The following is a 12,742-nucleotide window of genomic DNA, read 5'->3' as shown; positions in this document are numbered from 1 at the left end:
CGGCTCCGGCCGCCGGGGCCGGTGAACAGGTCGAGGATGATCCGCCTCACGAGGCCGTCCCCGCACAGGCTGGCTTTCGCCGCGGCAGGCCCGGGGGAAGCAGCCGTCGACCACCCCGTTCCCCAGCTCCTCCGCAGCGGGCGTCCATTGCTGCTGGCCGGCAACCCATTCGGCGGCGGTGACGTGGTCGATCAGGGCCTGGGCGAGCGGTTCCCGGGAACGGTGCGGGAACGCCTGCCCGAGCAGCCGACCCGCCGCACGAAGGCACCCTCCGATGCGAAATACTCTCCCGATGGGTTCACGCACTTCCCCGATCAGCCGGCCGATCACGATACGGAGGGCCGTCGCGCGGGATGCCAAACGGCTCACGCGGCTCGTGCGTGGCTCAGGCGCCTACGAGGGTAAGTACGCATCCGCGGTCGCGGGCTACCGGGTCGGCCCTGATTACATCGAGGCCCACCGTGCCTTCGTAGCCGTCGGCGCCGACGAGCATGGGAGCCGGGTCCTCGGGTTCTACTCGCTCGTCCTCGCCCCACCGGAGCTCGACCTGCTGTTCGTCGCCGACGAAGCGCAGGGCCGGGGTATTGGACGACTGCTCGTCGCGCACATGCAGTCCGAGGCCCGTGCCGCCGGGCTCGACCGTGTCAAGGTCGTGTCGCATCTTCCCGCCGAGGACTTCTACCACCGTGTCGGTGCAGTGCGGATCGGGACCGCGCTCGCCAACCCGCCCGCCGTGCCGTGGGACCGTCCCGAATTCGAGTTTCGGATTCCTTAGGAATGACGCGGGGTGCCGGTTCGCAGGGCACTGGCTTCGCCTGCATCGTGGCCGGCATGCAGGAGCCGTTGGACGCCGCGCGCTCCGTGTGTGCGGTCGTCTCTGCCCCGGCGGGGGATCGCCTGCGTCGGCGGCCTCTTCCGGCGACTCCCTCACCTCCGGCACTCCCAGGGCCATCGAAATCGCGCACACCTCAGCTCGCTCCCCGCACGACAGAGGTCGGCCGCTGCACCGGCCGGCGTCGGTACGGCCCGCGGGGGAGCGGATCGGCGGGAGGCTCCGGACCAGTACTCCAGCCGTAGATCGTTATGTGCCCTGGTCTTGGGGCTGTCTGCCACTGGCGGAACTCAGGTGGCCTCAGCCCATGATCTGGGTAGAGTCGCGCAATGCCCGAGCTGAAGCGGCTGCATCCCGGCCACGCCCCGGCCGTTCTCGCCTTCGAGCGGGCGAACCGCACCTACTTCGCTGCCTCGATCTCCGACCGCGGCGACGACTACTTCGACCAGTTCACCGACGGGTACGACGCCTTGTTGGCCGAGCAGGAGGCCGGCAGCTGCGCCTTCTACGTGCTCGTCGCCGAGGACGGCTCGGTGCTCGGCAGGTTCAACCTGTACGACTTGGAGGACGGCACTGCCAGACTCGGCTACCGGGTCGCGGAGCGGGTCGCCGGCCGCGGCGTGGCGACCGCGACCGTCCGGGAACTGTGCCGGATTGCGACCGCGAGGCACGGCCTGCGCACACTGCGGGCGGCCACCTCTCACGAGAATGCCGCGTCCCGGAAAGTCTTGACCAAGGCCGGGTTCGTCCCGGTTGGCCCTGCCACCCCGGCCGATCTCGGCGGCAAGTCAGGCACCTGGTACCAGCACGACCTCCAGCCATAGAGCTTGATCTTGCTCGTGGGTCGGCTGCGGGAAGGCTGCGGCCATCGCTGATCACATCGGTGTGAAGACTAACGATCTTGCGGTGACCGCAGGTCACGGCGTAGACCCTGCCCGCTGGCAGGAAGCGTTCGAGGTCCTGGCGAGGACACCGTCTTCGCGACCAGGCCGGAGCCGGCCGCCCGCATGTTCGGTCGATTCTTGGTTGCACTTTGTGATACCGCTCTTCCTGAAACGTCGCACTCCGAGTGGAGCGATATCTGTGCTCGCGAAGTGAGGCTTTGGCGGACCGTGTAGTGAGAGTTCTTACCGCAATGAGCGGAGCGGAAATGCGTAATGTGCACGCGCCGTTCCAGTGTGCTACTGTCGATCTCAGTTGCAGTTGTGGTTCCCGAAACTTCAAGTGCTCCACCCAGTTCTATCGGGTGGGAGCGCTTTTGTATTTCCGGTCATTTCCGGGCGGGGTAATCATCGCGGCGACACGGTGTCCGCGGAGTGCGGATCCGATGTACTGCCCCGAAGGAGATATGACATGGCTGCTGGTACCGTGAAGTGGTTCAACGCGGAAAAGGGCTTCGGCTTCATCGAGCAGGACGGTGGCGGCGCTGACGTGTTCGCCCACTACTCGAACATCGCCGCGCAGGGTTTTCGTGAGCTGCTCGAAGGCCAGAAGGTGACCTTTGACATCGCGCAGGGCCAGAAGGGCCCGACGGCCGAGAACATCGTTCCGGCCTGACGCTGACGCATATTTCGTAGCTGGGGCCCGCATCCTTCGGGGTGCGGGCCCCAGCTGCACACATCCCCCGCAGCGGTTTCACCTGCGGGACGACTCGGAGAAATCCGCAGTCCCACCACGCGCGGCTCCTCCTTCAGTGATGCGGGAGCGTCCTGAAGAGCCGCGCCGCAGCCGACGCCCGGATCTTACGTCCCATCGCGTCACCCATTTCAGCACCTGCGCCCCCGGATATTTCCGCCGGCCCAGACCTGTTTTCTTTTGCCACCGGTCCATACTTGTAATTCTTCATGCCGCTCATTGCTGCGGGAATTCCTTGATATGTGCCGCATCAAGGAAGGTTCCGCATGAACCGCACCCGTACGAACGACCGCTTCGACCGCTCCCGTCACGGCAGTGTCGACGCCGGAAAGAGCGGCAGCCGCATGGGCTCACCGGCACCGCGCCGTTCCGGCGGCCCGGCCCGTTCCGGTGGTTACGGCCGCCGGCCCGCCGCAGTGCAGGGCGAGTTCGCGCTCCCCAGGACGATCACCCCCGCGCTGCCCGCCGTCGAGAGCTTCGCCGATCTCGGCATGCCCGAGCCTCTACTGGCCGAACTCGGCAAGCAGGGCGTGACCGTACCGTTCCCGATCCAGGGAGCGACGCTGCCGAACTCCCTGGCCGGCCGTGACGTCCTGGGCCGCGGCCGCACTGGTTCCGGGAAGACTCTCGCCTTCGGCCTCGCCCTGCTCGCTCGTACCGCTGGCCAGCGTGCCGAGCCCCGCCAGCCGCTGGCGCTGATCCTCGTACCGACGCGTGAGTTGGCGCAGCAGGTGACCGACGCGCTCACGCCGTACGCCCGCTCCGCCAAGCTGCGGCTCGCCACGGTGGTGGGCGGGATGTCGATCGGCCGACAGGCCGGCGCGCTGCGCGGCGGGGTCGAGGTCGTCGTCGCGACCCCGGGCCGGCTCAAGGACCTCATCGACCGTGGTGACTGCCGGCTGAACCACGTGGGCATCACGGTGCTGGACGAGGCCGACCAGATGGCCGACATGGGTTTCATGCCCCAGGTCACCGCGCTGCTCGACCAGGTGCGTCCGGAGGGACAGCGGATGCTGTTCTCCGCCACCCTGGACCGTAACGTCGACCTGCTGGTTCGCCGCTATCTGACCGACCCCGTCGTGCATTCGGTCGACCCGTCGGCCGGCGCGGTCACGACGATGGAGCACCACGTCCTGCACGTCCATGGCGCCGACAAGCACGCCGCCACGACCGAGATCGCCGCCCGCGACGGCCGCGTGATCATGTTCCTGGACACCAAGCACGCCGTCGACCGGCTGACCCAGGACCTGCTCAACAGCGGGGTGCGCGCCGCCGCGCTGCACGGCGGCAAGTCGCAGCCGCAACGCACCCGCACGCTGGCGCAGTTCAAGACGGGGCACGTCACCGTGCTGGTGGCGACCAATGTCGCGGCGCGCGGCATCCACGTCGACAACCTCGACCTGGTCGTCAACGTCGATCCGCCGACCGACCACAAGGACTACCTCCACCGCGGCGGCCGTACCGCCCGCGCCGGCGAGTCCGGCAGCGTCGTCACGCTCGTCACACCGAACCAGCGCCGCGGCATGGTCCGCCTCATGGCGGACGCCGGAATCCGGCCGCAGACCACCCAGATCCGCTCGGGAGGCGAGGCCCTGAGCCGGATCACCGGCGCCCAGGCCCCGTCCGGCATCCCGGTCGTCATCACCGCACCGGTGGTCGAACGCCCCAAGCGCAGCGCCTCCTCCCGAGGCCGACACCGCCCTTCCTCGGCGACCCGGCGCGCCCCCGTACGCCGGCCCGTCCTCGACGCGGTGGCCTAGAACCTTCGTGATCGGGAAGTTGACCCATGCCTGCAGGAGGCACCTTTGACGCTGATTCAGATGCAGCCCCACCCGGCGGGCGCCAACCCCGTGCACAGGACGGCGTTGGAGGTCATGGACGCGGCCGGACCGCAGGTCTGTGACGACATGAGCGTCGAGGTGGCGCTGGCCGTCATGGCCGCCGCACGCACGGGCCGACTGGTCGTCTGCGACCAGGACGACCAGCGCATCGGCCTGGTGACCCGAACCGACCTCACCGCCGTCCGCGACAGCGGCGCTCACACAGATCGCGTCCGCCTGCGCGACATCCTCGGCGACCACGGATCGTTCACCTCACCCGTGACCGCGATGGGCGAAGCCGAGCACGCGATGCGCTCCCGTCGGCTCGGTGCTCCGCGAGTCGTGGGCGAGCAAGGCAGCGCCCCGGGCATCCTCGCCCTCTCCCGCTGAAACGCCCCGCCCCTGGTCGGACCGTTCTTCCCTTCCCCCTGTGAGGACACATGCGCTGCGTCATCGCCCGCTTCCCCTTCGAGCTCACCAAGGGCGGAGTGCTGGAATCGATGAAGGGCATCAAGCCCGAACCGGTCGTCGGAGAATCCGTGATCATCGGCCGCCGCCACTACCCCCTCAAGCAAGTCGGCCAGGTCATCACCCGCCAGGACCGCCGTGACTTCAGCGCCGCCGAAGTCCTCCGGGCCATGACTCAGCTCGGCTTCACCTGCCGCGCCCTCCCCGAGGCCGCGCCTCTGGACGTCCCCGGCTCGCTGCAGCACGCCTCCGCGATGCTCGGCACCCCCGCGACGGTCTGACCAGGTAGACAGGCACGAGCCGAATCCGACCAGCAGTGTGGGCCCGACCGGTACGCCGGTCGGGCCCACACTGCGTGCAGCGGGTTCCCGTCGCCGTCGCTCAGTGATCGGAATAGCTGAAGTCGCCCACGGTCCAGGCGCTGACGTCCGCGATCGCAACCCGGTGCATCCCCCCGTCTCCGGGATTCCCGGCGTGCGCTGCGGGATCCGCGCGACATGGAAGTGCAGATGCGTGGGCGGCCCGTCCTTCTCGGTGCCCGCCGACCGTAGCCGCGGCGCAGTCGGCGACGTCACGCTCGGCCCGACGTGCTGCGCGGCGGTGGGTCACGGTGGGCGCCGGACTGAGCCTTGGAGCTCCTTGAACCACCATGGGCCGGTCGAGGCGGATTACCTCGCCTTCGAGCGCGCGGAAATCTATGTCGGTCAGAGTAGACATTGGGCGGCGCTGTGGTTATGGTTTCTCTCGTAGCCGAGATCGAGCGAGGCCCGGCAGAGACGAACTGCCGGGCAGTAGTACACGCGGTTGCAGTTGGCAGGACGGTGCGGTGGTGGAGTTCCGAAGCCATAGCGGTTGCAGGACGGCGACGGGACTGACGACCGGACCGGGTGGCCCGCAGTGATCAGGGGCCGCCATGAGCAGTACCGCAGTGGCAGTACCCGCAAATGAAGGATCGCAGTACCCAGCAGTGAGGTCAGTGAGCAGTACCTCGGTGAAGGCGTCGGCTGCGGGCGCGCGCACCGGGAGGTTCGGCAGTGGGGTTCCAAGCCAGAGCAGACGCAGGACGGGCGACGGGGCCGGCTGCCGAAGGGTGGCGCTGTTCGAGGCCACCAGCAGTTCGCAGTTTCCGCCAGTGAGTAGTTGATCAAGAGGGAAGAACGGAGGAGCCGAGCACCATCAGGATCGCCCGGGCGGAAGTCTTGGACCCGGGTACCGCAGGACATCGATAGTGAGGTGGTCTCCGGTCAAGCAACCGCGATCCCCGCGCCCCCGACAGAGTCTCGGTCGGGTCCGCGGAAACAGAGGGCCGGTGCAGTATCAGGGCCGGCAGATGGTGTAGTAGTTCCTTCGGGGCCCTGGTGCCAGTACGGCGCCAGGGCCCCTCAACGCGTTCCGCAGAGAGGTGCGATGACAGCAGACGACACGTTCGGCCGTCTCGACGACGACGATTACCCCGCCTACACCATGGGCCGGGCCGCCGAGATGCTCGGCACCACACAGGGCTTCCTCCGCGCCATCGGCGAAGCCCGCCTCATCACCCCGCTCCGCTCCGCAGGCGGCCACCGCCGCTACTCCCGCTACCAACTGCGCGTCGCCGCCCGCGCCCGGGAACTCGTCGATCGGGGCACCCCCATCGAGGCCGCCTGCCGGATCGTCATCCTCGAGGACCAGCTCGAGGAAGCCCAGCGCATCAACGCCGAATATCGCCGCGCCGCCGAATCGGCGAACCCCACGGCGGCGGCATGAGATGAGCGTGCCGTCAGCGTCGGCGGGCACCGCACGCACGGTCTCGTGTGCGGTGTGATCATTTCCTCTGGTGACACGGTGTGTGGGCGTGTAGCGTCTGCGTCAGCTGTCGTGGTTCGGAATTCCCTCTTGCCCACGCCTCTGGTGTGGGCGTTTTGCTGTGCTGTGCCGCAGGGACCAGGGCGATCACCTCCGTCTTCCACATGGAGTGGGAGGCGTTCATCGACTGGAAGGCATAAGACATGGCAACGGGAACTGTGAAGTGGTTCAACGCGGAGAAGGGCTTCGGCTTCATCGCCCAGGACGGCGGCGGTCCGGATGTCTTCGCGCACTACTCCGCGATCAACTCCACGGGCTTTCGTGAGCTCCAGGAGGGCCAGGCCGTGACGTTCGACGTCACCCAGGGCCAGAAGGGTCCGCAGGCCGAGAACATCAACCTGGCCTGACCTCGCAGACCTGCCCGAGGGGTCGCGCGCGCCGCGTCCGGTGGCCGCGCCCGTGCGGGCCCTGCCGGCCACCTGGACGAAGGCGCCTGCCCTCGTGCCGGGCCGACGCAGGATCAGGGGCCGCGCAGCAATGGCTGCGCGGCCCCTGGTCTGTGGAGGCCCTGGGCTTGTGCGACTTCGGCTTGGAACTTCCCGACCTCAGTCGCTGCCAGCGTCGTCGGGCACGGGAGCCGCATGTCCGGCGCGGCTACCGGGCAGCTTGGAGGAGCCGACGTTCAGACGCTCGTCCAGGCGTCGAGGAAGGCTTTCCGTCCAGCCGGATCGTCCGACCTGCGGTCTGCGTGCAGGACGCGCCAGGCGGTGAGTTCGAGATCTCGGAGCCACAGTTCTCCGATGACCTGTGTCTTGAGGTCGGGCAGATGGTCGGACTCGACGAGGGCCTGACCGATCACCTCCCCGGCCGCGAAGCGCTGGGGCGGGGTCATCTCATCGACGGCCGAGAGGACCTGCCGGGCCAGGGCGGTTCCCTCTCCTGCCAGCGAACGCAGCACCAGAGACTTGATGTTCACGGGCAGCAGGTACGCCGTGCCCGAAGACCTCCACAGGTCCGACCAGAAGCGTTCTCCTGCCGCGGTGGGGGCAGGCAGCGCGGCCAGCAGCCCGAGGAGATGGCCGGTGGCCGCATAGCCATCGGAGTGGGCGGCTGCGACGACTGCGACGCCGGCGACGCCCTCCACATCGAGATGGGCGGCTTCGAGACACGAAGCCAGACCCAATTGATGTTCCAACTGGTGTGCCAGGGCAGCGGATACGTGGGGGCGGACCTCAGGAAGCATCGGCGATCCTTGCGCGTAGGCGAGCGGAGATGCCCGTTCGTAAGCCCTGATCGTTCCCATGACCAGCCGTTCTACTCGGCTTCGGCAGGCCCAATTGGCGGTAGGGCGACGGGGTTGGAGTTCACACCCGGTGGCGAACCGGCCCGGGCCCGGCCACGTGGCTCTGGGGTTCTGGACCGACCTCCCGTCATGTGTCCGGGTGAGGTTTCCTAGCATGACCGCATGGTTGCCAGTGACACCCAGGACCCCGGGGGAGGACGAGAAGCTGTGTCCCGCGACGCCGCTGAAGTCGAATGTGGTCACGTCGTGTCAGCGCGTGGAGAGCGCCGTGCAGACGGGCTACCCGACGAATCACCAGGCGACCATGCGGGGAAGGGGGCTCACTCGGTTACTGCTCTGGTGGAGCGGGTGGCCGACCTGGCCGAACCGATCAAGCCGAAGTTGCGTGGCTGGTTCCATGCCGGAATGGTCCCCGCCGCATTGATCGCGGGCGTCGTACTCATCTGCCTGGCCAGTACTCCGCAGGCGGCCCTGGCCTGCGCTGTGTACTCGATCACCGCCTGGCTGCTGTTCGCGACGAGCGCCATCTACCACCGTGGCACCTGGGACCGCTCGGCGAGGCTCTTCTGCGACGCCTCGACCACGCCAACGTCTTCCTGATCATCGCCGGCACCTGCATCCCCCTGGCCGTGCTCCTCCTCGCGCCGGACCAGCGGTCCGTGCTGCTGTGGATCGTCTGGGCGCTTGAAAGCCGTCCGCCGTCCGGTCTGCAAGTCGGCTGCTCTCCAGGGTGCGGCGCTCCGCGGGCAGGCAAGGACGGAGGAGAGAGAAAGACGAGACAGCGGTCTTCAACCTACCTGCGATGGAGGGGGCCCTGTGTTCGAGGCGGAAGACATCAGGGGATGGCGTGGCCACGACGTGCTCGACCATGAGCGGCACACGATTGGCGTCCCGGCCGCATCCTCCTCGGCCTGGCCTGCGCCGCCGCAGGAGCCTGCCCCAGTGACGCGGTCGCCTGGGGCAGAGCACCCCGTTCCACCTGCCCATGAAGCGGGGTGCCGGAGAAGTTCCCGAGTCATCGCCCAGGAACGGTCCGCCCCGCCCGCCGGGCGGAGGCGTCGGCGAGGTCGGCTCCGGTGTCGGCGTCCCGCAGGGCGTGGCCGACGCCGTGCCAGTCAAGGCACATGACGGTCGCGTCGTCCCGCAGGTGGCCGTGGTGGGCGTCGATGACCGTTGCGATGAGGGTGCGAGCGGCCTCGCGGGGATGCAGCGCGCGGGTGCGGACGATCAGGTCCGACAGATCGAGGCTGCCTGCGTTGCGCTCCAGCATGCCGTCGGTCAGCATCACCAGCCGGTCGCCCGGCCGCAGGTCCAGCGACTGGACCCGGTAGCTGTGAGGGGCATGGAAGCCGAACGGCCTATCGATCTCCGGAGCGATCTCCCGCACCTGTCCGTCCCGCATCCGCAGCGGCCAGGGGTGCCCGGCGTTGATGAACTCGGTCTTGCCGTCGATCAGGCTGATACGCAGGAGCTGGCCGGTGACGTAGCTCTGGCGGCCGTGTTCGCGCATGGCCTGGTCGGCCTGGCGGGCCTGTTCGGCGAGGTCGGCACCGGCCCGCCGGGCCCGGCGCAGGGCGCCCACCAGGAGGGTGGCCAGCAGCGCGGCGTCGACATCGTGACCCATGGCGTCGGTGACGGAGAGCTGGACCGTGTCCCGGTTGATCACGTAGTCGAAGGTGTCACCCCCGACGTGGTCGGCCGGCTCCAGCGCCCCGGCCACCGCGAACTGCGCCGCCTCACACGCCAGTGACGCCGGGAGCAGCCGGTGCTGGATCTCCGCGGCCAGGCTCAGCGGGGTGGTACGGCGGCCCCACTGGTACACGTCGGTGAAGGACCGGTTCGCGATGACGATGTACGCCAGGGCGTGCGCGGTCTCGCCGATCGCCCGCATCACCTCCGCGTCCGGCGCCGCGGGCAGGAACAGTTCGAGGAGCCCGATGGCGTCCCCGCGGTTGGTCACTGGGGCGACGATTTGAACCAGCGCGCCCTCGCCCTTGTCCTCCACGCTCGGTCGCTGGGTGCGGATCACGTCGTCGTACAGGGTGTCCCGCAGCGTGATGCGCCGGGCGGGTTCATCGGTCTCGACGCTGCCCGCCGCCCCCAGCCGTACGACCGAGCCGCCGGCGAAGTCGATGATGAGGAACGACACCGACGCGGCCCCGAGCTGCTCCTTGAGCATGCGCGCGACCACGTCGAGTGACTCCACGGGCGCTGCGCTCTCCGCCGCCGCCAGCGTCCCCGCCAAGGTCATCGCCCTCCCCCGGCCATTCCCGTTCTCCGGAGTACGAGGGGTCGGCTCACCGTCCCCGTCAGGCCCGCATACGGTCACGGTGACTCCTCGCCGCTCGCTGGTGCTCAGGGTGCCGTCCCGGGTGCGCGAGGGGCCCACGCCAAGCCCGGTGCCGGGCAGATGCTATGGCACCACAGAGCCCCTGAACGGTATTCCACTCGGTCAAGCGCCCATTCCCGCTCGCTTGCTTGCTGGATCTGGTCGATGAGGTGGTGCTGTGACGCCGTCGGCGAGCGTGGTCACCTCGGTCGTACCGGTGGTCTTGTCGCGGGTGACGGCGGTGTGCACGTGGGCGCGGTCCCGCACGCCGTCGTCTGGCGTGACCGTGACGCACGTTTGACGCTCCGGCCGCTCCAGAGACCGACCCCAGAGCGGGAGAACCCCCGTGAACTGCGGGTTCTCCCGCCTCCAGTCTAGGATGTGTTCCCGATGACTCATTATGGTGCGCTGCCACCCCGGCCTGCTGGGGTGGCTGCTGACTCCCGTGCCCGACCTCGATGCCGGCGGGGCCGCGACCGGAACGGGGACCGTGCTGCCGGGCCGTGGCTCAGGCGTCGATGATGACGGGGATGATGAGGGGCTTGCGGCGGTGGGCGCGGAACGCCCAGTTCGCCACGGCGCGGGCGACGAGTTGTTCGAGTTGGCGCGCGTCCCCGACGCCTTCCTCGGCCGCGGTGGCCAGGGTCTTCTCGATGACGGGGATGACCGGCTCGAAGGTCGTGTCGTCGTGGACGAAGCCCCGGGCCAGGAAGTCGGGGGCCTCGGCGAGGGCGCCGGTGTCCGCGTCGACGATCGCCACCACCGTGACCACGCCCTCGGAGGCGAGGGTGAGGCGGTCCTTGAGGGACGCTTCGGTGGCGCCGCCGACTTCCATGCCGTCCACGTAGACGTTGCCGGCGGGGACCTTGCCGGTGATGGATGCGCGCCCGTCGACCAGGTCGACGACGACGCCGTCCTCGGCGATGACGACCCGCTCGGGGTCGACACCGGTTCGGATGGCGAGGTCGCCGTTGGCCCGCAGGTGGCGCCATTCGCCGTGCACGGGCATGACGTTGCGGGGCTTGACGATGTTGTAGCAGTAGACGAGTTCGCCGGCGCTGGCATGCCCGGAGACGTGCACCTTGGCGTTGCCCTTGTGGACCACGTGGGCGCCCCACCGGGTGAGTCCGTTGATCACCCGGTAGATGGCGTTCTCGTTGCCGGGGATCAGGGAACTGGCGAGCAGGACGGTGTCGCCCTTGCCGATGCGGATCACGTGGTCGCGGTTGGCCATCCGTGACAGCGCGGCCATCGGTTCGCCCTGGGAGCCGGTGCACACCAGAGTGATCTTGTGGTCCGGGAGCTTCTCCAGCTCCTTCGTGCTCACGACCAGACCGGAGGGGACCTTCAGATAGCCCAGGTCACGGGCGATGCCCATGTTGCGGACCATCGACCGGCCGACGAAGGCGACCTTGCGGCCGTGCTGGTGGGCGGCGTCCAGGACCTGCTGGATTCGGTGCACGTGGCTGGCGAAGCTGGAGACGATGACCCGGCGCGGCGCGGTGCGCATCACCTGCTCGATCGCCGGGTTCAGCTCACGCTCGGAGGTGGTGAAGCCGGGTACTTCGGCGTTGGTGGAGTCGGTGAGGAACAGGTCCACGCCCTCCTCGCCGAGGCGGGCGAAGGCGCGCAGATCGGTGATGCGGTCGTCGAGAGGGAACTGGTCCATCTTGAAGTCGCCGGTGTGCAGCACCATCCCGGCCCGGGTGCGGATCGCGACCGCGAGGCTGTCCGGGATGGAGTGGTTGACCGCCACGAACTCGCAGTCGAAGGGTCCGAAGCCACGGCGGTCGCCCTCCCGGACCCGCACCGTGCGCGGCCGGATGCCGTGCTCCTTGAGCTTGGCATCCAGGAACGCCAGCGTCAGCTTGGAGCCGACGACGGGGATGTCGGACCGCTCGCGCAGCAGGTACGGCACGCCGCCGATGTGGTCCTCGTGGCCGTGGGTGAGTACGACGGCCACGATGTCGTCCAGCCGGTCCCGGATCGAGGTGAAGTCCGGCAGGATCACGTCCACGCCGGGCTGGGTCTCCTCGGGGAACAGCACGCCGCAGTCGACGATGAGCAGCTTGCCGGCGTGCTCGAAGACGGTCATGTTGCGGCCGATCTCACCTAGGCCGCCCAGGGCGATGACCCGCAGCCCTCCTTCGGGAAGGGGTGGGGCGGCTTTCAGCTCGGGGTGCGGATGACTCATACCCCTGACGGTACCCGGAGACCGGGACGGGTGATCCACTGCCCGTGTCATCTCCTTTCCCCGACGGAGCGGGACACCCGTTTCCCCGACGGAGCGGGACACCCGCGGTGGGTGCCTCAGCACGATCGCATCACCCCGGCGGCCGGACCGGGAGTGGTGAAAGGCGGTACCACCTTCCGTGGCCGAACCGTTTCGCCCGGTGCTGGAGAAGATCTCGTCATCCTGTCGTGTTTTCCGGCGTTCGCTGCCTCCCGGTGGGCCTCGGCACCGGTCCACTCGCAGTGGTCGAGACGCGGGTGCCCTCGGCGGTCAGGAGCAAGTGGACTGAGAGGGCCCCGGGGCAGCCTCCTTGCCGTGCAGCCAGATGTTCTGCGGG

General features: G+C 68.8%; 11 protein-coding genes and 1 pseudogene. 9 read left to right on the top strand and 3 right to left on the bottom strand.

Annotated elements, in window-relative coordinates; translation table 11 throughout:
* Positions 1-292: 292 nt before the first annotated feature.
* The 8 genes from ACFVVO_RS27340 (at position 293) to ACFVVO_RS27305 (ending at position 6,947) form a co-directional block, all read left to right on the top strand.
* Entirely contained in the window at positions 293-775 is a 483-nt protein-coding gene (locus tag ACFVVO_RS27340; protein ID WP_390058239.1) for a GNAT family N-acetyltransferase, read from the top strand.
* Positions 776-1,161: 386 nt separating this feature from the next.
* Positions 1,162-1,656 carry a GNAT family N-acetyltransferase gene (locus ACFVVO_RS27335; RefSeq protein WP_390058238.1) on the top strand — a complete coding sequence of 165 codons (495 nt, stop codon included), beginning with the start codon at positions 1,162-1,164 and terminating at the stop codon, positions 1,654-1,656.
* A 529-nt stretch (positions 1,657-2,185) separates the two neighbouring features.
* On the top strand, positions 2,186-2,389 hold the full coding sequence (locus ACFVVO_RS27330) for a cold-shock protein (RefSeq protein ID WP_023586116.1): 204 nt from the start codon (positions 2,186-2,188) through the stop codon (positions 2,387-2,389).
* Positions 2,390-2,733: 344 nt separating this feature from the next.
* On the top strand, positions 2,734-4,227 hold the full coding sequence (locus tag ACFVVO_RS27325) for a DEAD/DEAH box helicase (RefSeq protein WP_390058237.1): 1,494 nt from the start codon (positions 2,734-2,736) through the stop codon (positions 4,225-4,227).
* A 45-nt stretch (positions 4,228-4,272) separates the two neighbouring features.
* Complete coding sequence (locus tag ACFVVO_RS27320) at positions 4,273-4,677, top strand: CBS domain-containing protein (protein WP_390058236.1); 405 nt, start codon at positions 4,273-4,275, stop codon at positions 4,675-4,677.
* A gap of 50 nt (positions 4,678-4,727) precedes the next feature.
* On the top strand, positions 4,728-5,036 hold the full coding sequence (locus ACFVVO_RS27315; protein ID WP_390058235.1) for an SCO5918 family protein: 309 nt from the start codon (positions 4,728-4,730) through the stop codon (positions 5,034-5,036).
* A gap of 1,126 nt (positions 5,037-6,162) precedes the next feature.
* Entirely contained in the window at positions 6,163-6,501 is a 339-nt protein-coding gene (locus ACFVVO_RS27310) for a MerR family transcriptional regulator (RefSeq protein WP_390058234.1), read from the top strand.
* Between the two features lie 242 nt (positions 6,502-6,743).
* Positions 6,744-6,947, top strand: coding sequence for a cold-shock protein (locus ACFVVO_RS27305; protein WP_030052720.1), 204 nt, complete (start codon positions 6,744-6,746; stop codon positions 6,945-6,947).
* Positions 6,948-7,222: 275 nt separating this feature from the next.
* On the opposite strand, the gene ACFVVO_RS27300 is transcribed toward ACFVVO_RS27305, so the two are convergent.
* A complete protein-coding gene (locus ACFVVO_RS27300; protein ID WP_390058233.1) occupies positions 7,223-7,843 on the bottom strand; it encodes a hypothetical protein in 621 nt (206 codons plus the stop codon).
* Between the two features lie 339 nt (positions 7,844-8,182).
* Between ACFVVO_RS27300 and ACFVVO_RS27295 the strand changes: the two are divergent.
* Positions 8,183-8,523: pseudogene (locus ACFVVO_RS27295) on the top strand (hemolysin III family protein); the annotation flags it as partial.
* 335 nt (positions 8,524-8,858) lie between these two features.
* On the opposite strand, the gene ACFVVO_RS27290 reads toward ACFVVO_RS27295, so the two are convergent.
* Positions 8,859-10,094, bottom strand: a complete 1,236-nt coding sequence (locus ACFVVO_RS27290) for a PP2C family protein-serine/threonine phosphatase (protein ID WP_390058232.1) — start codon at positions 10,092-10,094, stop codon at positions 8,859-8,861.
* 586 nt (positions 10,095-10,680) lie between these two features.
* Positions 10,681-12,366, bottom strand: coding sequence for a ribonuclease J (locus tag ACFVVO_RS27285; protein ID WP_390058231.1), 1,686 nt, complete (start codon positions 12,364-12,366; stop codon positions 10,681-10,683).
* Between the last annotated feature and the right edge of the window lie 376 nt (positions 12,367-12,742).

Origin of the sequence: Streptomyces sp. NPDC058145, from assembly GCF_042884245.1 — a bacterium.
GTDB lineage: Bacteria > Actinomycetota > Actinomycetes > Streptomycetales > Streptomycetaceae > Streptomyces.
This window is presented reverse-complemented; position numbering and strand designations above follow the sequence as displayed.